This is a genomic window from Stappia sp. WLB 29 (genome assembly GCF_023507705.1).
Taxonomy (GTDB): domain Bacteria; phylum Pseudomonadota; class Alphaproteobacteria; order Rhizobiales; family Stappiaceae; genus Stappia.
On record NZ_JALBGD010000002.1, the window covers coordinates 450,143 to 471,308 of the forward strand.

Consider the following 21,166-nt stretch of genomic DNA (forward strand, 5'->3'; position numbering starts at 1 on the left):
AAAGCGCCGGCGGCCGGCTCCCTCTCTCGTCTCCCGGGGAGGGGAGGAAACGGGAGAGGGGCCGGCCGCGGCGTCCGTCATGCCAGGTCGCTTTGCGGCGGAACCGGATGCGGACGGACGCGCAGGTTGTTCTGCACATGGGTGACGCCGGAGACGGACTCGGCACAGTCCTCGGCCCGCCGCTTGTCGTGGCGGTGGTCGACCAGCCCGCTCAGCGTCACCTCGCGGTCGTTGACCTCGACCGAGATGTTGCTGGCGTCGAGATAGGGATTGTCGCTCAGCCGGTCGTGGACGTCTTCGCTGATGCGTGCGTCCGAGCGCTTGTAGCCGCGCGGCCCCTTACCGCGGTGCTTGTCCATGTCGCGGCGATGCTCGGCATCCTCGTCGCCGAACCACGAGGCGACCTCGTCGCTGGCGCGGTCCCAGAAGTCGCGCTCGTCGCGGCCGCGGCGGCGATACCGGTCGCCATACCGTTCCGCATAGCCGGCCCCGCGCCACGGGTCGTCGCGCCGGTACTCGTCGTAATCCTCGCCATAATAGCCCGGATACGGGGGATAGAGCCCCTCGCCGATCATCGGATAGGGCCCGTACAGCGCGCCGATGCCGGGAGAGCGGCGGCGGCGACCTTCCCGCTCGTCCCGCAGTGCCTCGCGTGCGCGTTGTTCCCTCAGCCTGGCGTCCTGCCGGATGTCGTCGTCGTGATACGGCATGCTTGCCTCCTTGCTCGGTCCGTTTCGGATCCTCTTCGCCGGATCGTCCTCACTGGGGCACAACCGGCGAGGTGGCGCGAATGTTCCAGGCGCTCTCAGGCGCTCTCAGGCGCTCTCAGGCGCTCTCGGGCGCTTTCCGGCCGGGAACATTCCGGATGCGGCTGCGGTTCGGGAGGTGCCGGGCCGCGGGACACGAGACAGCCCGCGGGGGCCGGCCTTTCCAGGTCTCGCTGCCCCTTGCGGGCGGCGGCACCGCTGGCATCAGACACCGGGAGACCGACATGAAGATTTCTCAGATCATGACGCGGGACGTGGAGATCGCGAGCCCCGACGACACGCTGGAAGCCGTCGCCTCGCGCATGGCGTCAAGCGATATCGGCCTGCTTCCCGTCGGCGAGGGCGACCATCTGGTCGGCATGATCACCGACCGGGACATTGTCGTGCGCGGCGTGGCAAGGGGTCTCGACGGCTCCGGCCGCGTGCGGGACGTCATGTCGCGCGACGTGAAATACTGCCACGAGGACGACGAGATCGAGGACGTGGTGATGAACATGGGCGACATCCAGGTGCGCCGCCTCGTCGTGCTGAACGCCGAGAAGCGGCTGACCGGCGTCGTCTCGCTGGCCGATGCGGTGCAGCAGGACCAGGCTGTCACGGGCATCGGCTTCAGCGGCGTCGTGCGTCCCGGCGGGGCGCACAACCAGGCGGCGGCGAGCTGATCCGCCTGGTTCGGAACAGGCCTTCGATGACCCGAAACAGGCTTTCAACGCAGACGGGGCGGCTTCGGTCGCCCCGTTCCGCGTGTGCGGCCCGCTCGCCCTTCCCTCAGCCGCCGGATTAAGCGTGGTGCCGATCCGCGGTAGATATGATAGGATGTCTTGGAGCGTCAGCCTCAGGGTTTGTGTTTGACGGCGTTCCTGCCGAGTGATGGCTCGCCCCGCGAGTTTTCGGCCCATGAGGGCCATTTTCATGTCCAACGAACCGTTCATCCATTTCGAAGCGGCGAGCACGCTCGCCGTGGTGGTTTCGTCGCACGAGCCGCTGCTTTTCCTGACCGAAGACCAGAAGGTGATCGCGGCGAGCACATCGTTCTGCCGGGCCTTCGAAGTCGATCCGGCGACAATTCCGGGCAGACGCCTCAGTGATCTTGGAAACGGCGAATGGGCGATGCCAAAGCTTGCCTCGCTGCTGAAGGCAACCGCGTCCGGAAGTGCCCAGATCGAAGCCTACGAAATCGATCTCAAGCGGCCGAACCACGCAACACGAAACCTGGTCGTCACCGCGCAGACCCTCGACGATGGCGACAAGGACCATGTTCGGCTTCTGCTGGCGGTCACCGATGTGACTGATGCGCGCGCCGAAGGCCGGCTGAAAGATGACCTCGTCCGGGAAAAGGCGATCCTGATTCAGGAGGTCCAGCACCGGGTTGCCAACAGCCTTCAGATCATCGCGAGCGTTCTCATGCAGAGCGCGCGTCAGGTTCAGTCGGAAGAAGTGCGCGGCCACCTGCAGAACGCGCATCACAGGGTCATGTCGATCGCAGCCTTGCAGCGGCAACTCTCGACGTCCAGCGGCGGCACTGTCGAGTTGCGCACCTACTTCACGCAGCTTTGCGAAAGCCTCGGTGCGTCGATGATCGCCGACCCGCACCGGCTCTCGATATCGGTGACGGTCGACGACAGCGCAGTGCAGGCCGACGTTTCTGTCAGCCTGGGTCTTATCGTGACGGAACTTGTGATCAACGCGCTCAAGCATGCCTTTCCGGAGCAGTCGAAAGGCATGATCGCGATTGCCTACAGCTCGACCGGTGCGGACTGGACCCTGTCGGTGACCGACAACGGAACAGGCATGCCCACGGGCAGCGATGCCCCGAAGGCGGGGTTGGGCACCGGCATCGTCGAGGCGCTCGTCAGGAACCGCGAGGCCGAAATCCGGTTGAGCGATGCAGGTCCCGGGACTGCCGTGACCATCAGCCACCGGAGTTCCCGCGAACTCCCGGCCGACCTTCAACCGGCAGAGTAGGAGCCGTCATGCCAGCAAAGCGCCATCTCATCAAAAGCCGGCTAATCTGATCGGCTCAATCGATCCGGGTGACAGATGCATAACGGCAAGGCGGTCGTCCTGGTGGTCGAAGACAGCGCGATCCTTCGCATGGGGGCTGTCGGCCTGGTGCTGTCTGCGGGCTACGAGGCGTTGGAGGCACACAATGCGGACGAGGCAATTCGCATTCTGGAGTCGCGATCCGACATCGATCTGGTGTTCACCGACGTGCAGATGCCAGGGACGATGGACGGCATCAGGCTGTCCCATTACATCCGCGACCGATGGCCTCCCGTGAAGCTGATCGTCGCTTCGGGCAAGGCGATCCTCGAAGAGAGCAGCCTTCCCGAGGAAAGCCGGTTCTTTACGAAGCCCTACAACGATCATGCGATCGTCGACGCAATGGCCTGCTTGCTGTCGGCGGGGCGGCCACCTGATCCGCCTGGTCCGTAACAGGCCCTCGCTGGAGAAACGGGGCGGCTTCGGCCGCCCCGTTTCGCGTCTGTGCTGCCTGTCCGCCCCTCAGCCGCCGACCACGGGCAGGATCTCGCCGGTGATGTAGCTGGAGCAGTGCGACGAGGCCAGGAAGACATAGGCCGGGGCCAGTTCCTCCGGCTGGGCCGGACGCTTCATCGGCACCGAGGCGCCGAACCGGGCGATCCTGTCGGCCGCCTGGTCGGACGGGTTGAGCGGCGTCCAGACCGGGCCGGGGGCGACCGCGTTCACCCGGATGCCGCGCGGCAGCAGTTGCTCGGCCAGCGACTTGGTGAAGGCGTGGATGCCGCCCTTGGTGATCGCGTAGTCGAGCAGCTGCCCCTTGCCCTCGAGCCCGACCACCGAGCCGGTGTTGATGATCGCCGCGCCGGCCTTCATGTGCGGCACCGCTTCCCGGCACATGTGGAACAGGCCGTGCAGGTTGGTCTCGATGGTTTCCGTGAAATGCTCCGTCGACAGATCCTCGATCGCATCGGCATGCACCTGGAAGGCGGCATTGTTGACCAGGACATCGAGCCGGCCGAACGTGTCGACGGTCTTGTCCACCAGCTGCGCGCAATAGGCGGGATCGCGCAGGTCGCCCCGGCTCATCAGGCAGCGGCGGCCCTCCTTCTCCACCATCTCGGCCGTATCCTTGGCGTCCCTGTCTTCGCTCAGGTAGGAGATCACCACATCCGCACCTTCCCTGGCGAACAGGATGGCGACGGCGCGGCCGATGCCGGAATCCCCGCCGGTGATGATCGCGACCTTGTCGGCGAGCTTGCGCGAGCCTTCGTAATAGGGGGCATCGCACATGGGCGGAGGATCGAGGGCCCATTCGGCGCCGGGCTTGGGCTGGTGCTGTTCGGGCAGCGGCGGCTCGGGATAGAGCCGGGCGCCGGCCTGCATGGCGCCGCTCTTTGCGTGCGCCGTGCCGCCGCCCTTGTCGATTTCGTCCTGGATCCTGCGCTGGCGTCCGGCGGTCGCCTCGGTCGTGGTCTTGCGGTTGGGTGTTGCCATTTCGTGCTCCTGCGGCTGGGGGTCGACCCTGTCGAACCGCGCGGCACCGGTCGATGTTCCTTTGTTCACAGCTTCGCAAAAATGGCGTTATGGCCAAGCCTGCGATTTGATAGTACGGTTTGCAACGGATCGGGGGGTGAACGTCTAGCCGGAAAGGGGTGTTGTCGGGCCGCGCGTGAGGGCATGTGCGGGCGTGGGCGGCACCGGACACGTTTGCGCAAACTGTTTTCTGCGTTCTCGCTTGCGCCGGCAACGGCATCCATCACGTCGTATCTGACGTTGCTCGCGGCCGCCATTGCGGTTCCCTTGATCGCGTTCGCGACCTTTCTCTTCCTGGAGATCGAGACGAACGAGCGAAAGGAGCTGCGCGAACGGGCGACCACGGATGCGCGCGCGCTCGGGCGCATCGTCGAGCGCCACCTCACCGACATGACGTCGACGCTGCGGCTGCTGGCGGTCTTTCCGGAACTGGAGGACGGCGACCTTCGCGGCTTCCAGAACCGGACGCAGCACATCCTGTCGTCGCATTCCATGTATCTCATCCTGATGGACGAGACCGGGCAGCAGTTGCTCAACACCCGCGTTCCCTACGGCACGCCGCTCGGCCCCACTTCCAATGTCGCCGCGCTGGAAACGGCCCTTTCGAGCGGCAAGACCACCGTCTCCGACATCTTCTTCGGCAAGACCGGGGGAGAGTGGGTGTTCAACGTCACCATGCCGCTTCCCGAGAGCCTGCGCGATGTCGGCGCCGCTCTCGTCCTGACCCAGGGCACCGATCAGGTGCAGGCCGTGCTGTCGCGCGAGGCGATCCCGCCCGGCTGGAGCGCCGCCGTCATCGACCAGACCGACATGGTCATCGCCTCCAGCGGCGCCAGCGGTCTGCCTACTGCGTCCTCCTTTCCCGCCGATCCGCACAACGGCTTCAGCCGGTACAGCGATGCGGTGGAGTTCGAGCAGGGCGGCGAGGCGATGGTGAGCGGCTATGCCCGGCTGCCCAGCTTTCCCTGGGTGGTGGTCGTGTCGGGGCCGGTCGCCTCGGTGCAGTCGTCGGTCGTGACGTGGAAGGTGCTGGTCTTCGGCAGCATCGCCTTCATCGCCATGAGCATGCTGCTGGCCTATCTGGTGGCCCGCCAGCTCAGCCGGTCCGTGCGGCAGCTGTCGCGAATGGCCGAGCGGATGGGGCGCGGCGAGGTTGTCGCGCCGCTGGAGACGCGGGTGCTGGAGGTGAACCAGATCGCCGTGGCGCTGTGCAATGCCTCCTTCGACCGGAGCGAGGCCGAAAACCGCGTCCATCTGCTGCTGCGCGAGCTGGTCCATCGCACCAAGAACGTGCTGACCCTGGTGCAGGCGATCCTGCGGCAGATCGCCCGCCAGTCCGCCACCAAGGAAGAGTTCCAGGAGGCGGCGGACAGCCGGCTGCAGGGCCTGGCCCAGTCCGTCGAGCTGCTGGCCCAGGAAAACTGGTACGGCGTGTCGATGCACAGCCTGATCGACCAGCATCTGACGACCGTCGGCGTGTCGCTCGACCAGCGGGCAATCGACGGCGAGGATTTCGTGCTCGGGGTCAGCGCGGTACAGAATCTCGGCCTCGTGCTGCATGAGCTTGCCACCAATTCCATCAAGTACGGGGCGCTGCAGAGCCCGCACGGATGCATCCGCATCTCCTGGAGGAGCGCCGGCGACCGGCGGGACGAGCCGGGCGTGCTGCTGGAGTGGACGGAGGAGGGCGGACCGCCCGTCTCGCCGCCCGAGCGGAGCGGCTTCGGCTCGGTGATCATCGAGCGGCATGCGGCGGCGGCCTTCTCGGCCAGCGTGACGCTGGAGTACCGGCCGGACGGGCTCTACTGGTCGCTGCATGCGCCCTGGTCGGCGCTGCGCAAGGACGGCAGCGCGAACCCGCTCGATGCGGTCGCGGAGAACCTCACCTACAAGGCCGCCGAATAGCGGGCGGTGGACCCGGACGCGGAACCTGCCGGGGGTGCCGGCGTTGTCTTTGTCGTGACGACAACGCCCGATGGGCAGCCGGCGGAAGATGCAATGGGCACCCTTACCTATGTCAGCGACGAGGACCCGGGCATCAGCCGGCGCAAGCGCGGGCGCGGCTTCTCCTATAGCCTTGCCGACGGCGCGCCGGTCAAGGACTGGGAAACGCTGGAACGCATCGCCGGTCTGGCGATCCCCCCGGCCTGGCGCGACGTCTGGATCTGTCTCGATCCGCAAGGCCACTTGCAGGCGACCGGACTGGACGACCGCGGGCGCAAGCAGTACCGCTACCATCCTGCATGGGAAGAAGAGCGCCGAACGCTCAAATACGACAGCCTGGCCGACTTCGGCCGTGCCCTGCCGCGCATCCGCCGCCGCGTCCGCCGCGACCTGCAGCGGGAACTGCCCTGCCCGGAAGGGCTGCTGGCGGCGATGGTCTCGCTGATCGACAAGACCCGGATCCGGATCGGCAAGCGCCGCTACGTCCGGGAGAACCGCACCTATGGCGCCGCAACTCTGCTGAAGAACCACGTCGACCTTCCCGAGGACGGGGTCGTGCGCCTGCGCTTTCGCGGCAAGGGCGGAACGGTCGAGGATTACGAGTTGCGGGATCGGGTGCTGTTCGAGGCGCTGGACGAGCTCACCGAGATTCCGGGGCGCGAGCTGTTTTCCTGGAAGGACGAGGCGGGCGAGATCTGCCGGATCGAGACCGGGCGGCTCAACGCCTATCTGTCGGAAATCGCTGGCGTTGCCACCAGCGCCAAGATGTTCCGGACCTGGGGCGGCAGCGTCGCGGCCTTCGAGGCGGTGCTGGCGGCCTTGCGCAAGGATGAAGCAGTGCGGGTCAAGGCGATCTGCGATGCGGCGGCCTCCGTCCTTCACAACACGCCGGCGGTCTGCCGCGCCAGCTACGTTCACCCGGCGGTGCTGTCGCTCGCCGGAGAGGATCGCGAGCGGATCGAGGCGAGCCTTGCGCGCGCCGGGTCGGCGCGCGGCCGCTCCGGTCTTCTCGCCGCCGAGGCCCGCTTCCTCGCCTTTCTGGACGAGATGGCCTGAGACGACCTGGCCGCGGTCCCTTGTCCCCGGGGACCGGCGATCCTTGTCCCCCATCGGGGCAGCGGCGGAGGATCCTTCCCGCCCGCCGTCAGTATTCCGGCGGTTTGGTGCGGTCGCCTTCGGTTGCGTCCTTCCGGTACATCTCCTTCGTCACCTCCTCGCCGCGCGGGCGCTGCGCCTGCTCGGCGCGCTTGCGCCGGCGCATCAGCGCGTAAAAGAAGAACAGGCCCATGATCACGGGCCCGCCGAGGACAACAAGCAGCCAGAGGGATTCGGCCATGTGGAACTCCTGTGGTTGAACCGACCTAACCGGTCGGACGCCACGAGGTTCCGTCATTTTGTCAGGTGACTTGTCAGGGAAGGGGAGATTGAGACGCATTTCTCGAAATTCGGCGATTTCGGCGCGGAATTTTGCAAAATCCGTCTCGAAATTTCTCGATTTTTCGGGCACGGGGACAAGCCGCGCGCTGTCAGCGGACGCAAGAGAGCAAGTCCTTGCGTCCGCTGATCTTTTTGGCGCGCGCCTCTAGCGGATCAGGGTGACGTTCTTCGCGCCGGCGAGCCACAGGATGGCGCGCACGACCAAAAGGCAGCCGATCACGATGGCCATGATGCAGACCGAGAAGGCCGCCGCCTGGTTGATCGCGCCGCGGTCGGAGAGCTGCAGCACCGAGACGGCGGCGAGCTGCGTCGACGGCGTCACCAGGAAGATAACTGCCGAGAGCGAGACCATCGTGCGCATGAAATAGAACACGCCGACGCCGAGCAGCGTCGGCCACAAAAGCGGCAGCGTCACCTTGCGCAAGGTGGTCAGCGTGCTGCCGCCGAGCGTCGTCGAGGCCTCGTCGAAGACCGGGCCTATCTGCTTGAGACTGGTCGAGGAAATGAGGAAAGCGTGGGCGTGGTTGTAGTAGACGCTGAGGATAACGATCAGCGTGAAGCTGCCGTAGAGCACATTCAGCGGGTTGGCCGGATCGTTGAAGGTCAGCACGTAGCCGAGGCCCAGCACCATCCCGGGAACGGCGGCCGGCAGGATCGCCAGCAGCGACAGCGGACCGGTGAGAGGGTTCTTGAACTTCTGCACCACGATGGCGGTGAGGCCGGTGATCGCGACGCCGACGACGGCGGTGGCGAGCGAGACGCCGACGCTGTTCCACAGCGGCGCCGTGCCGTTCTGGACGTCGAACTCGTAGTGCTTCAGCGTGAAGCTCATATTGTAGGGCCACAGCCGCACGAAGCTCGCCACCACGACGATGACAAGGACGCTGAGGATCAGCGATACGACCGTGTAGGCATAGAGCGAGAAGGCGATGTCGCGGCCGCGGGACGGCTTTGTTTCCAAGGGCTTGGACTGGGCGGTGACCAGCGCGTGCTGGCGGCTGGAGATGCGCTTCTCGATCAGCTTGGCGAGGATAGCCGGCACCAGGAGGACGATGCCGATCACCGCGCCGAGGCCGAATTGCGCCTGTCCGATCACCTGGTTGTAGACCTCGGTGGCCAGGACGCTGAAGTCGCCGCCGATCACCATCGGGTTGCCGAAATCGGTCATCACCAGGGTGAAGACGACGAAGATCGCCGCCGCCAGACCGAAGCGGGTCGCCGGCAGCGTCACGTCCCGGAAGATGCGCGCAGGTCCCGCGCCGAGCGTCTCGGCGCTTTCGTAGATGCGCGCATCGGCCACCGCCAGCGCCGCGGACAGGATCAGGTAGGCATAGGGAAAGGCGTAGAGCGCATTGGCGATTGCCGTGCCCCAAAAGCCATAGATATCAATGTCGAAGCCGAGGAAACGGTTGAACACGCCGTTGCGGCCGAGCAGGAGGATAAGTCCCTGCGCCTGCACCAGCGAGGGAGCGAAGAGCGGCGTCAGCACCGCGATCCGCAGGAACGGCTTGAACGGAATGGCTGCCCGCTGCAGGGCGTAGGCGTAGAAATAGGCAAGGCCGACGGCGGCCAGGGTGGAGGTCAGCGACATCGAGATGCTGTTGCCGACCAGCCCCCAAAAGCGCTCCGCACCGAAGGTCTCGGTAAAGTTGCCGATGCCGAAGCCCGTCGGCGTCTCGAAGCCGCGCAGCAGGATGCCGGTCAACGGCAGCAGCAGGAACAGCAGGATCGGGATCGCCGCGAGGACCGACAGGCCCATGGTGATCGAGCGGTCGCTGGCCCAGCCGGCGGTCCTGCCGACCGACTGCGATCCGCGTTCCACTGTTGCGCTCATGACAGCACCCGCAGCGCGTCGGCGGGGAGAGAGACGGCCAGCCGCGCGCCGGTTTCCGGCACGGCGGCGGTGCCGTGCAGCTCAGCGACAATGGCGATTTCCGGCCGGTTTTCCGGTGCCAGTTCGATGCGGGTGATGTTGCCGAGGAAGCTGACGGAGCGCACGTTTGCCGCGAGGATATTTTCCCCGCTCGCACCGGCCTCGTGCAGGGCGACGGCCTCCGGGCGGATGCCGAGCGCGGCGGGCGCCGAGGGACCTTTGCTGCCGTTTACAGTTGTCGCCACCTCCAGTGCCGTGCCGCCGAAACTGTAGCTCCCGGCTGCTGCGCCGGGATCGAGGGGCAGCACGTTCATGCGGCCGATGAAGTCGGCGACGAAGGCGGTGGCCGGCTCGCGGTAAAGCTGCTGCGGCGTTCCGATCTGCTCGATCCGGCCCTTGCTCATGACCACGATCAGATCGGCCATGGCCAGCGCCTCCTCCTGGTCGTGGGTGACCATGATGGTGGTGATGCCGAGCCGCTTCTGCACCGCGCGGATCTCGATGCGCAGTTCCTCGCGGACCTTGGCGTCGAGCGCCGACAGCGGCTCGTCGAGCAGCAGCGCGGACGGATCGGGCGCCAGCGCCCTGGCCAGCGCGATGCGCTGCTGCTGGCCGCCGGACATCTGCGAGGGCAGCTTCTCGGCCTGGTCGGCGAGATGCACGAGGTCGAGCATCTCCTTGATTCTATTTTGCATTCTCGGCCTGTCCCAGCGCCGGCATTCGAGCCCGTAGCCGACGTTGCGGGCGGCCGTCATGTTGGGAAACAGCGAGTAGGACTGGAAGACGACGCCGAAATTGCGGTTCCGCGCGGGGATCGCGGACAGGTCGGAATCGCCGAGGCGAATGCTGCCGCCATCGGCCTCTTCCAGCCCGGCGATGACGCGCAGCAAGGTGGTCTTGCCGCAGCCCGAGGGGCCGAGGAAGCAGACGAAGGAGCCCTGGGCCACCTCCAGCGAGACATGGTCGAGCGCGGTCAGCTTTCCGAAGCGCTTGACGAGATCGTGGATCGAAAGGTCCATGGGGTTTTCCCTGCGGGCGCGATTTTTCAAAAGGATGGCGGCCGGCGCCCGTCCGCCAGGGAGCGGCGCCGGCGGCAACGGATCACGAGGCGGGACGGCTTACCCGGCGGTCCCGCGCCATGCGCAAGACCGCCGGAATGCCCTTACGAGTTTCGGCTCAAGCCGTTCTCAACGCTCGTATTTTTCCTGCCAGGTCTGGATGATCCGGGAGCGCTCCTCGGCCGCGGCCTTGAAGTCGACCGGGAACAGGACCTTCGACACGTCGTCCGGCAGGCCGGCAGAGGTGAAGCGCTCGGGCATCTTACCGCCCGGCACGGTGACGATCGCCTTCCAGTCGTAATAGGCGTTGGCTGCTTGTTCGCTCAAGGTCCAGTCGAGGAAGCGCTTGGCGGCGTCCTTGTTCTTGGAGGCGGCGACCAGCGCGTTGGCCTCCATCTCGTTGCCGGCCCCTTCGGACGGGACCACGAGCGTGATCGGATAGCCTTCCTCGATGTTCTTGACGGCGCGCAGGCCGAAGGACGCGCCGACGGTGTATTCGCCGGCGGACGCGGCGTTGCAGGGACGCGAGCCCGACTTGATATACTGGGCGACGTTCTTGTCGAGCTTGTCGAGGAACTCCCAGCCCTTCTCCTCGCCCATCAGCTGCAGCAGCGAGTTGATCTGGATATAGCCGGTGCCGGAACTGGCCGGGTTGGGCATCACCACCTCGTCCTTGAAGGACGGATCGGTCAGGTCGGCCCAGGAGGTGGGCATCTTCAGGCCCTTGTCCTTCAGCCGCTCGTTGTTGACGCAAAGCGCGGCCATATAGCCGGTGACGGCGAACCACTTGCCGTCGGGATCGCGGAAGCGCTCGGGAACCTGGTCGATGCCGGCGGGCTTGTAGGCCTCCAGACCCTCGAGGATTTCCGGATTGACCATCGACGTGACGGCAAAGCCCCACAGCACGTCGTGCTGGGGATTCGCCTTCTCGGCGATGATGCGCGCAGCAAGGTCGCCGGTCGAGAGGCGCAGCATGTTCACGTCGATGTCGGGAAGCGCCTTCTTCGCCTCCTCGAGGAAGGCCGCGGCCTCGTCCTCCTCATAAGACGTATAGACCGTGATCGTGTCGGCCATCGCCGTGCCCGACAGCATCATCGCTGCAAGGGCGGCCAGTGCGGACCGCTTTGTCAGGTGCATCTCGGTTCTCCTCTGTTCAAAAGACAACATTTTTCTTTTTACGACATTTAATGCGCAAACGGCGCAGCTTCACAACAGTCTAAATGAAACTTTCGAGATTTTTTAGCCGACGAACGGATTTCCGGCCGGCTTGCGGTCACGCAATGTGCAGCCTGACCTCAGATGAGGCAAGGATCTGCTGCAGTGCACCTTGGGGAGCCGCGTCCGTGACGAGATCGGAAACCTCCGTCACCGGCCCCAGATGCACGAGGGCAGTGCGGCAGAACTTGCTGGAATCGCTGGCAAGCAGCGTCGAGCGGGCCTGGCCGATGGCGGCACGCACGATCGACACCTCGTTCTGGTCGTCGTCGCCCATGCCACCGTCCTCGGCAATGCCGCTGACGGCGATGATCGCCACGTCGAAGCGGAACCGGCGAATGAACTCGGCGATGTCCTCGCCCCTGACGCTGCCGGCGACGTTCTGGACGAAGCCGCCGGGAACGGCGACGGTGAAGTCCGTCCGGTCGATCAGCGTGACCGCCGCCCGCAGTCCGTAGGTGACGACCCTGAGGCCGGTGCGCTCGCACAGGGCCTCGGCAACGGCCTCGCAGGTCGAGCCGGTGTCGAGGAAGACCGAGGCTCCGTCCGGCACCAGTTCGGCGACCCGCCGCGCGATGCGGCGCTTGGCGCTGGCGCGCTCGACCCGCCGCTGGCGGTAGGTATGGGCGTCGATCGGGCTTGCCAGCGCGACGCCGCCGTGGTGGCGCCGCACGCGGCCGCTCTCCTCCAGTTCGCCGATGTCGCGACGGATCGTCTGCGAGGTGACGGCGAAGCGCTGGGTCAGTTCCTCGACCGAGGCATAACCGGATTTCTCCAGGAAGCTCATGACCTGCTGCTGGCGCAGGGTCTTCTTCTTGGGAGTCTCGCCCGTCCGCATCCGCCGTGTCTCTTGCCGTCCCGTGGCCTTGAAGCCCTTCAGCTTCCACTATTTTGTTCGAAATCGAACATTTTATGCCTGCAAATAGGGGCACGGTCCGGCCGCCAAGGCAAGCCTGCGCAGAAATTCCGATGTCAGAAGCGCAGGTGCCACGCCTTGAAGAGCCGGCGTCCTTGTGGCCAAATGGCCGCCATCGTGATCATCGTGACCGGTATTGCGGGCCTTGCGGAGGAGCAGTGCGCCGGGCCGGGCACAGGAAAGACAATGACACCCTCACGTCCTGCAGTCCGGTCCGCCCCGGGAGGAGGGGGCGGCCGCCCGTGGATGATCGTCGCCGGAATCGTTGCCGGACTGGCGGTGCTCGCCCTCGCCCTGCTGCCCAGCCCTCTCGTCGCGCAGGATGCCGGCGCGCCCGGCGACAGCCCGGACGCACCGCCGACCATCGTGCTGACCTCCTATCCCGAGCCGTTCGCCCAGGCGGTTGCGGCCGCCTATTCCCGTGTCCATCCGGGCGAGGAGCTGCGCTTCCTGCACAAGTCGACCCACGCGATCATCGAGCATGTGGCGAGCGAGCGCCTGCCGCGCGCCGATGTGGTGTGGATGAGCTCGCCGATCGGTATTGCCGAACTGGCGCGGCTGAGGCTGCTGTCGCCGCCCGCCCCTGCAGGCGGTGCCGAGGGAGCCGCGGCGCAGCCGTCCGCCCCGCGCCTGCATGCCTTCGCCTATTCGCAGTTCGGCATCATGTGGCGGCCGGACCTGGTCCGCACCAAGGGGTTGCCCGCGCCCACCGGCCTCGCCTCGCTGCTGGCGCCGGATTATGCCGGCATGGTCGCCATGTCGGCGCCGGCGCGCTCGGGCACGACGCTGCTTTTCGTCGAGCTGGTGCTGCAATCGCTCGGCTGGGACGAGGGCTGGGCCTATCTGCAGCAGCTGGCCGGCAATCTGGCGACGGTGACGGCGCGCTCCTTCGGCGTGCCGGAAGGGTTGGCGCATGGCCGCTTCCCGGTCGGCATCGGCGTCGGCTTCCTTGCCCGCACCCAGCAGACCAATGGCGAGCCGCTCGCCTTTCTCGCCGTGCCCGGGGATGTGATGCTGCCGGCCGGCGTTGCCGCGCTCAGCACCGCCCGTCACGCGCAGGGCGCGCGTCGCTTCGTCGCCTTCCTGCAAGGGGAGGCGGGACAGGCGCTGCTGGTCGAGCCGCAGGTGGCGCGCATTCCGCTGGCCGAGGCGCGGCAGGCAACGCCCTTCGAGGAGCGGTTCGACTATCTGCTCGCCTCCACCCGGCGCGACGTGGTGGTGTCGCTGTTCGACCAGTTGGTGACCTACCAGCTCGACGAGCACCGGCGGTTCTGGCGCCGGTGGCGGGAAGTCGGGGCGATGGTCCCCGGCGAGGGCGAGGGCGAGGGCGATGCGGCGCGCGAGGCCCGCGCCCTGCTGGATCGGGCCTATCGCCGGGCGACCGGCGTGCCCGTGCGCGCCTTCATGGCGCATGATCCGGCCTTGGTGCGCGTGTTCTCGCCCGGCGGCCCCGAGCGGCTGGAAAACCGCGCCTTCCGCGAGCGGCTGATGGAAAGCTGGCACCGGGAAACGCGCGAACGGCTGGCCGAAGCGGGCGCGCTGGTCGAGCAGGCGCAGCGACGTATGGCAGCTGCTCTCGCCGCCCCTCTGGCCGCCCAGTGACCGCGCTCATGCTGGACGGTGGGCAGGACGGTGGGCAGGACGGCGTTTCCTCGCGGCCGGAGCGGCTGCATTCCTTCATCGGCTTTCGCCTCATCGCGGCGCTGGCGATCATCGCGACGGTCGGCCTCGGCACGGCGGCGCTCTCGGTCTACGTCTTCTCCAGCTATGGCGAGACGGTGAGCGATCTCGTCGCCATCGAGAGCGGGCGACAGGCGGACATCTCGCGCTTCGCCGAGGTGGCGACGGGCATTCGCGCCGATATGCCGCGCCTCGTGTTCGCCCGCAGCACGGAGACCCGGCAGGAAAGCCGGGAGCGGCTGGAGGCGGCCGTCGGCAGCCTTGCCGAATTGCTGGAACGCATCGGCCGCACGCTCGACGACGACCTTCCGGGCAGCGCCGGTGCGACCGCCGACCTGCCTCAGGCGCTCGCCGCCGACATCGCCCGGATCGATGTCAACGTCGCCCGGCATCTGGAGATCCGCCAGCGGGTGGACGCGCTGGTCGTGCGCCTCAACCGGCTGCATGACGAGGCCTTGCGCGAGATCGAGCCGCTGACCGTCGATACGGATTTCAACATCCGCGTTGCGCTCGACGCGCTGGAGGGGGCGGCTCCGGCGGCGCAAGGGGCGGCGCCCCGCACGGAGCTGCTGCAAGGCGAGCTGCGTTTCGCCGAGACGCTGTGGGACGCCCATGCCCATGTGAACCTGTTGATCGGCAAGCTGCTGCGCGTTGCCCAGGCGCAGGACCGCGACGTGATCGAGCTGCTGCGCCAGGACGTCGGCGAGGCGGTGGCCGGCACCGGCGACATGATCTCGCTGCTGGCGCAGGCCGCCAGCACGGTGACCCTGCGCCAGGCGTTGGCGGATATCGCAAGGCTCGGCGCGCCGGGGGGCGAGCTGTTCGACCTGAAGCTCAGCGAGGCGGCGCTGGCGGGCGAGAGCGCGGTGATCGTCGACGAGGCCGGCGACAAGCTCGACCGGCTGTCGCGTCTCGTCAGCGGGGCGGTCGCCTCCGCCGGCCGGCGTTCGGTCGAGGCGGCGGCCTCCGCGCGCGATGCGCTGGCGCGCGGCACGGTGCTGCTGCTCGCCCTCGGCGGCTCGCTCGCCGTGGTGGCGCTGGTCGTCGGCTGGCTGACGGTCGGCCGGCAGTTCATCCCGCGCCTGTCCAGCCTGCTGACATCCATGCGGGCGATCGCGCAAGGCGAGCTCGACGCGCCGGTCAACGTCACCGGGCGGGACGAGATGGGCCAGCTCGCCGATGCGCTGCGCACGCTGCAGGGGCGCAGCCAGCTGGCCCGGCGGCGGCGGCTGGAGCTGGTGGAGATCAACGAGCGGCTGACCCACGAGATCGGCGAGCGCCGGCAGGTGGAGGCCAAGCTCCTGGAAACCCAGGAAGAACTGGTGCAGGCCGGCAAGATGGCCGCGCTCGGCCAGCTGTCGGCGGGCATCGCCCACGAGTTCAACCAGCCGCTCGCGGCCATGCGCTCCTACCTGCACAATGCCCGGCGCTATCTCGACCAGGCCAATCCCGAGAAGGTGCGGGAGAAGCTGGAACAGGTCTCGGGCCTGGTGCTGCGGCTGGCCGATACGTCCAACCATCTCAAGACGCTGGCGCGCCGGCGCACCCGCGAGGCAGCGAGCTGCGATCCGGTGCCCATCGCGCTGCGGGCAGCGGAGCTGTTCCGCATGCAGCCCGGCGCGGCGCGCATCGCCTTCGACCTGCCGGAAGAGGCCGGCGGCCCCCTGGTGCGGGCCGATGCCAACCGGCTGGAACAGGTGCTGATCAACCTGATCGGCAATGCGGTCGACGCGGTCGAGGAGTGCGAGGCGCCGCGGGTTGCAGTCTGCGTGCGCGCGGCCGGAGAGAGGGCGGTGATCGAGGTCGCGGACAACGGCTGCGGCATCCCCGAAGATGTGCTCGACAAGGTGTTCGACCCGTTTTTCACCACCAAGGGGCCGGGACGAGGGCTTGGTCTCGGCCTGTCGATCACCTACAACATCGTCCGCGATTTCGATGGCAGCCTGCGCCTTGCCCCTGCGGCGGGCGGCGGCACGCGCGCCATCCTGGAATTGCACCTGGCGGATGACGAGGAGGCACGAGGCGCGGCGCATGGCGGGGTCTAGGGCAAGTGGCGGCACGGTCGTGCTGGTGGACGACGATCCGGCCGTGCTGGAGGCCATGCGCGAGACCCTGGTGCTGGAGGGCTACGCGGTACGGGCCCATGGCGAGCCGCTGGCGGCGCTGGCCGGCCTCGACAGCCGCTTTGCCGGCATCGTGATCTCGGACCTGCGCATGCCGGAGATGGACGGGTTGGAGCTGATGGCGCGGGTGCATGGCATCGACCCGGCGATCCCCGTCATTCTGGTGACCGGCCATGGCGACGTGCCGCGCGCCGTGGAGGCGATGCGCTCGGGCGCCTTCGATTTCCTGGAAAAGCCGGCCGATCCCGACTACCTGATCGCGCTCGCCGCCAATGCGTTGCGGCTGCGGGCGCTGGAGCTCGACAACCGGCGCCTGCGCGGCGAGCGGGCGGCGGATCGCGAGATCTCCGGCGTTCTGATCGGCATCTCGCGGGCGATGGCGCTCTTGCGCGACGAGGTGCTAGCGGTGGCCGCGGCCGATGTCGACACGCTGATCCACGGCGAGACGGGCACCGGCAAGGAGCTGGTGGCGCGGTGCCTGCACCGTTTCAGCCCGCGTGGCCAGGGCCAGTTCGTCGCGATCAACTGCGGCGCGCTCCCGGAAAACCTGATCGCCAGCGAGCTATTCGGCCATGAGGCCGGCGCCTTCACCGGTGCCGTGAAGCGGCGCATCGGCCGGTTCGAGCATGCCTCGGGCGGAACGCTGTTTCTCGACGAGATCGAGAGCATGCCGCTGCACCTGCAGACCCAGCTCTTGCGCGCGTTGCAGGAGCGGGCCATCGAGCGGGTCGGCAGCAACGAGCCGGTGCCCATCGACGTCAAGGTGGTGGCGGCGACCAAGGTCGACCTGCGCGAGGCGGCGGACGCGGGCACGTTCCGCGAGGACCTGTTCTACCGCCTCAACATGGCGGAGATCCGCATCCCGAGCTTGCGCGAGCGGGCGGAGGACATTCCCGTCCTCTTCCGCCATTTCGCCGGCGAGGCGGCGGCCGCGCGCCGGCGCGAATGTCCGGCTATCGCGCCGGCGGTGATGGCCGGGCTGATCGGCGAGCGCTGGCGGGGCAATGTGCGCGAGCTGCGCAACCGGGCCGAACGGCTGGCGCTGGGTCTCGGATCCCGCCAGCCGGCGGGCGGGAGCGGGACGGCGGCAAGCTTGCCGGAGCGGCTCGACAGGTTCGAGGAAGCGGCGATCCGCGAGGCCATCGAGGCTTCGTCCGGCAACCTGTCGGCGGTCGCGCGCCAGCTCGGCATTCCGCGCAAGAAGCTCTATCTCCGGATGGAAAAGCTCGGCATCGAGCTGCCCGAGCGCGGCGCGTCGGAGTGAGTCGATTTCGACTCAACCGCTGACGCCGGGCTGAGTCATTTTCGGAACAGGTGTGCCCGGCGCCGCCTGTGCGTCTGTTCTATAGTTCATTGAAATTATTGAGTTATCGATTTTATCGGCCGGATTTCCGGTTCTGGCACGGCATTTGAGAGGGGAAAGGGCACCGGCCGGCAAAGGCCGGATCCATTGGGAGGAATACAAGTGAGCTCTTTTGCCCTGAAAGCTGCCGCGGGAGCGGCCGCCCTGTTCGCGTCCGTGTCCATGACCACGCTCGCGGCCGCCAGCGACAAGCTGACCATCGTCACGTCCTATCCGGCCGACGTCACCGACGTCTACAAGAGCGCCTTCGAGCAGGCCAATCCCGGCGTCACCGTCGAGGTGGTCAACAAGAGCACCAGCTCGGGCGTGAAGTTCCTGAAGGAAACCGCGTCGAACAATTCCGCCGACATCTTCTGGGCCTCGGCCCCGGATGCGTTCGAGGTGCTGAAGGGCGACGGCCTTCTGGTCAAGTACACCTCGTCGGTCGAGGGCCTGCCGGAGAAGATCGGCGCCTATCCGATCAACGATCCGGACGGCTTCTACACGGGCTTCGCCCTGTCGGGCTACGGCATCATGTGGAACACCCGCTACGCCCAGTCCTATGACCTGGAGCCGGCGAAGCAGTGGTCGGACCTGACCAAGGCGCAGTATTTCGGCCATGTCGGCATTTCCTCGCCCTCGCGCTCCGGCACCACGCACCTGACGATCGAGACGATCCTGCAGGGCGAGGGCTGGGAGAAGGGCTGGGAGCAGATCAAGTGGATCGGCGGCAACTCCTACACCATCACCGAGCGCTCCTTCGGCGTGCCGGACGGCGTCAACACCGGCTCCTTCGGCTTCGGCGTGGTGATCGACTTCTTCGGCTTCTCCTCGCGCTCCTCGGGCTTCCCGGTCGATTTCGTCTATCCGGACGTGACCGCCCTGGTGCCGGCCAATGTCGGCGTCGTCACCAACGCGCCGAACGAGGACAACGCCCGGAAGTTCGTCGACTTCCTGTTGTCGGCGAAGGGCCAGGAGCTGCTGCTCGACCCGAAGATCATGCGTCTGCCGGTCAACCCGGAAGCCTATGCCAACGCGCCTGAAGGCTTCCCGAACCCGTTCGTCGGCGACACGATCAAGGCCAGCGTCAGCTTCGACAGCGACGCCTCCAAGGCGCATTACAACGCGGTCAACGCGCTGTTCGACAGCATGATCACCTATCGCCACAAGGAGCTGGCCGCGGCCGTGAAGGCCATCCATGAGGCCGAGGCGGCCGTGGGCGAGGGCGGCTCGCAGGCGGCCAAGGACCTGATCAAAGAGGCGCGCGCCCTGGTGGCCTGGACCCCGGTCGACCTGGAGACGGCGAACGACCCGGCCTTCGGCGCCATCTTCACGACCAAGCGCAAGAGCGAGGACGACAAGTCCAGCGGCCGTCAGGCCGAGGTCGAGCAGGAGTGGGACGCCCGCATCGTCGAGAACTATGCGAAGGCGGTGGACCTCGCCGAAAAGGCGAAGTCCGCGAACTGACGCCCAAAAGCGTCTGCGGGCGGTCCCGGCGAGGGGTCGCCCGCCCCGGTTCCTTAAGTCCCGCACATTCCGCCCGTTGATGAGGAGGACCGCGCATGGCCGCGCTGTCGACCGTCTCTTCGCGTGCAAGTTTCGGGCAGCGCATATCCTGGGGGCCGCTGACGGCCGCGCTCGGTATCCTGCTCTTCCTTGTCGCTTTCCTGATCCTGCCCGTGGCGATGGTGATCTATGTCGCCTTCACCGATCCCGGCAGCGGCCAGCTGACGCTTGCCAATTTCATGGACTTCTTCCGGAGCGCGCTGTTCCGCGAGTCCTTCTACAATTCCTTCTACGTGGCGGCGATGTCGGTGGTCCTTGCCACCGTCTTCGCCCTGCCGCTCGCCTACATCACCTCGCGCTTCAACTTCCGCGGCGCGGTGCTGATCCAGACGCTCGGCTTCGTGCCGCTGATCATGCCGCCCTTCATCGGCGCGGTGGCGATGCAGCTGCTGTTCGGCGCCAACGGCAGCGTCAACCTGCTGCTGCGCGACTGGTTCGGCTTCACGCTGCCCTTCATGGAGGGGCTGAACGGGGTGATCCTCGTCCAGTCGATCCACTACTTCCCCTTCATCCTTATCAACCTGTCGGCGAGCCTTCGCAACATCGACCGGTCGATGGAGGAGTCGGCGCAGATGCTCGGCTCGCACGGCATGCGGCTGTTCCGCCGGATCGTGCTGCCGCTGGCCATGCCCGGCTACATCGCCGGCGCTTCGCTGGTCTTCGTCAAGGTGTTCGACGACCTCGGCACGCCCCTGCTGCTCAACGTCAACAACATGCTGGCGCCGCAGGCCTACCTGCGCATCTCCTCGGTCGGCATCTCCGACCCGATGGGCTATGTGATCTCGGTCATCCTCATCGTCTGCTCGATCTTCGCCATGTGGGTGTCGATCAGCGCCATGCGCGGCAAGGACTATTCCACCACCCAGAAGGGCGGCGGCGGCCTATCCAAGCGGGATCTCGGCGCGCTTGAAACGGCCGGCTGCTATCTCGTGGTGCTGGCGCTGCTGGCCATCGTGCTGGCGCCGCATATCGGCCTGCTGCTGCTGTCGATCGGCACGGTCTGGTCCTTCTCGGTGCTGCCGGACGGCTTCACCACCGAGCACTATGCGGTGGCGGTCAACAAGGCCTGGCCGTTCATCAAGAACACGCTGCTCTATGCCGGCATCGCCGCGCTGATCGACGTGCTGCTGGGCACGGCCATCGCCTATCTGGCGGCGCGCACGACGCTGATCGGGCGCAAGTGGCTGGACTATATCGCCATGGCCGCGCTGGCGGTTCCCGGCGTCGTGCTCGGCATCGGCTATCTGCGCCTGTTCTACAGCGTCGACATACCGTTCACCGGAGCGCCTTTGGCCACATGGTGGGGCATCATCGTCATCGCGCTGGCGACACGGCGTCTGCCTTACGCGCTGCGCTCCTGCTCGGCGGCGTTGCAGCAGGTGAGCCCGTCGCTGGAGGAGGCCTCGGAGAACCTCGGTGCCCCGAAGCTGCGCACGGTGCGCAGGATCGTGCTGCCGCTGATGGCTGCCGGTCTCGTCGCCGGCTTCGTCACCAGCTTCGCAACGGCCGCCGTCGAACTGTCGGCGACGATCATGCTGGTGGCGCAGGAAAGCGACGCGCCGCTCGCCTACGGCCTCTACCTGTTCATGCAGTCGGCGGCGGGGCGCGGGCCCGGTGCTGCCCTCGGCGTGATCACGGTCGTGATCGTCGGCCTTGCCACCTACTTCGCCCAACATCTCGTGGAGAAGGCGCGACGGGAGCAATCCGCGTCCGCCGGCTCGCACTGACC

17 protein-coding genes are annotated in these 21,166 nt (G+C 67.1%); 10 read left to right on the forward strand and 7 right to left on the reverse strand.

Going from position 1 to position 21,166, the window contains the following annotated elements; all coding sequences use genetic code 11:
- Nucleotides 1-77: 77 nt before the first annotated feature.
- Complete coding sequence (locus MNI96_RS05435; protein WP_249691058.1) at nucleotides 78-710, reverse strand: BON domain-containing protein; 633 nt, start codon at nucleotides 708-710, stop codon at nucleotides 78-80.
- Between the two features lie 281 nt (nucleotides 711-991).
- Between MNI96_RS05435 and MNI96_RS05440 the strand changes: the two genes are divergently transcribed.
- From MNI96_RS05440 to MNI96_RS05450, 3 genes are all read left to right on the forward strand, one after another.
- Nucleotides 992-1,429 carry a CBS domain-containing protein gene (locus tag MNI96_RS05440; RefSeq protein ID WP_249691059.1) on the forward strand — a complete coding sequence of 146 codons (438 nt, stop codon included), beginning with the start codon at nucleotides 992-994 and terminating at the stop codon, nucleotides 1,427-1,429.
- A 250-nt stretch (nucleotides 1,430-1,679) separates the two neighbouring features.
- A complete protein-coding gene (locus tag MNI96_RS05445; protein WP_249691060.1) occupies nucleotides 1,680-2,732 on the forward strand; it encodes a sensor histidine kinase in 1,053 nt (350 codons plus the stop codon).
- Between the two features lie 75 nt (nucleotides 2,733-2,807).
- Nucleotides 2,808-3,203 (forward strand): response regulator, encoded by a 396-nt coding sequence (locus MNI96_RS05450; protein ID WP_249691061.1) that lies wholly within the window; start codon nucleotides 2,808-2,810, stop codon nucleotides 3,201-3,203.
- Nucleotides 3,204-3,272: 69 nt separating this feature from the next.
- Here the strand turns inward: MNI96_RS05450 and MNI96_RS05455 are convergent, their stop codons facing one another.
- Nucleotides 3,273-4,244 carry an SDR family oxidoreductase gene (locus MNI96_RS05455; RefSeq protein WP_249691063.1) on the reverse strand — a complete coding sequence of 324 codons (972 nt, stop codon included), beginning with the start codon at nucleotides 4,242-4,244 and terminating at the stop codon, nucleotides 3,273-3,275.
- Nucleotides 4,245-4,550: 306 nt separating this feature from the next.
- Here MNI96_RS05455 and MNI96_RS05460 point away from each other — a divergent pair, with 306 nt between their 5' ends.
- Together MNI96_RS05460 and MNI96_RS05465 are read left to right on the forward strand one after the other, a co-directional pair.
- Nucleotides 4,551-6,188, forward strand: coding sequence for a sensor histidine kinase (locus tag MNI96_RS05460; RefSeq protein WP_249691066.1), 1,638 nt, complete (start codon nucleotides 4,551-4,553; stop codon nucleotides 6,186-6,188).
- A gap of 93 nt (nucleotides 6,189-6,281) precedes the next feature.
- Nucleotides 6,282-7,283 (forward strand): DNA topoisomerase IB, encoded by a 1,002-nt coding sequence (locus tag MNI96_RS05465; protein ID WP_249691068.1) that lies wholly within the window; start codon nucleotides 6,282-6,284, stop codon nucleotides 7,281-7,283.
- Nucleotides 7,284-7,371: 88 nt separating this feature from the next.
- On the opposite strand, the gene MNI96_RS05470 is transcribed toward MNI96_RS05465, so the two are convergent.
- The 5 genes from MNI96_RS05470 to MNI96_RS05490 all read right to left on the reverse strand — a co-directional run bounded on the left by MNI96_RS05470 (nucleotide 7,372) and on the right by MNI96_RS05490 (nucleotide 12,648).
- Nucleotides 7,372-7,563 (reverse strand): hypothetical protein, encoded by a 192-nt coding sequence (locus MNI96_RS05470; protein ID WP_249691069.1) that lies wholly within the window; start codon nucleotides 7,561-7,563, stop codon nucleotides 7,372-7,374.
- A gap of 246 nt (nucleotides 7,564-7,809) precedes the next feature.
- The gene (locus tag MNI96_RS05475) at nucleotides 7,810-9,498 is read right to left on the reverse strand and encodes an ABC transporter permease subunit (RefSeq protein ID WP_249691070.1); all 1,689 of its coding nucleotides are present in this window, start codon (nucleotides 9,496-9,498) and stop codon (nucleotides 7,810-7,812) included.
- Nucleotides 9,495-10,556, reverse strand: coding sequence for a putative 2-aminoethylphosphonate ABC transporter ATP-binding protein (locus tag MNI96_RS05480; RefSeq protein ID WP_249691071.1), 1,062 nt, complete (start codon nucleotides 10,554-10,556; stop codon nucleotides 9,495-9,497). The genes MNI96_RS05475 and MNI96_RS05480 overlap by 4 nt, the downstream gene beginning before the upstream one ends.
- 168 nt (nucleotides 10,557-10,724) lie before the next feature.
- Entirely contained in the window at nucleotides 10,725-11,732 is a 1,008-nt protein-coding gene (locus MNI96_RS05485) for an ABC transporter substrate-binding protein (protein ID WP_249691072.1), read from the reverse strand.
- A gap of 136 nt (nucleotides 11,733-11,868) precedes the next feature.
- Nucleotides 11,869-12,648, reverse strand: coding sequence for a DeoR/GlpR family DNA-binding transcription regulator (locus MNI96_RS05490; protein WP_249691073.1), 780 nt, complete (start codon nucleotides 12,646-12,648; stop codon nucleotides 11,869-11,871).
- Between the two features lie 324 nt (nucleotides 12,649-12,972).
- On the opposite strand from MNI96_RS05490, the gene MNI96_RS05495 reads away from it, so the two are divergent.
- From MNI96_RS05495 to MNI96_RS05515, 5 genes are all read left to right on the forward strand, one after another.
- On the forward strand, nucleotides 12,973-14,328 hold the full coding sequence (locus tag MNI96_RS05495) for an ABC transporter substrate-binding protein (RefSeq protein WP_249691074.1): 1,356 nt from the start codon (nucleotides 12,973-12,975) through the stop codon (nucleotides 14,326-14,328).
- Nucleotides 14,325-16,451 carry an ATP-binding protein gene (locus MNI96_RS21965; RefSeq protein ID WP_249691075.1) on the forward strand — a complete coding sequence of 709 codons (2,127 nt, stop codon included), beginning with the start codon at nucleotides 14,325-14,327 and terminating at the stop codon, nucleotides 16,449-16,451. The genes MNI96_RS05495 and MNI96_RS21965 overlap by 4 nt, the downstream gene beginning before the upstream one ends.
- Nucleotides 16,411-17,793 (forward strand): sigma-54-dependent transcriptional regulator, encoded by a 1,383-nt coding sequence (locus MNI96_RS05505; RefSeq protein WP_249691076.1) that lies wholly within the window; start codon nucleotides 16,411-16,413, stop codon nucleotides 17,791-17,793. Before MNI96_RS21965 ends, MNI96_RS05505 begins: the two co-directional genes overlap by 41 nt.
- A gap of 201 nt (nucleotides 17,794-17,994) precedes the next feature.
- Nucleotides 17,995-19,338 carry an ABC transporter substrate-binding protein gene (locus MNI96_RS05510; protein WP_249691079.1) on the forward strand — a complete coding sequence of 448 codons (1,344 nt, stop codon included), beginning with the start codon at nucleotides 17,995-17,997 and terminating at the stop codon, nucleotides 19,336-19,338.
- 95 nt (nucleotides 19,339-19,433) lie between these two features.
- On the forward strand, nucleotides 19,434-21,164 hold the full coding sequence (locus MNI96_RS05515; protein ID WP_249691081.1) for an ABC transporter permease: 1,731 nt from the start codon (nucleotides 19,434-19,436) through the stop codon (nucleotides 21,162-21,164).
- The last annotated feature ends 2 nt before the right edge of the window (nucleotides 21,165-21,166 follow it).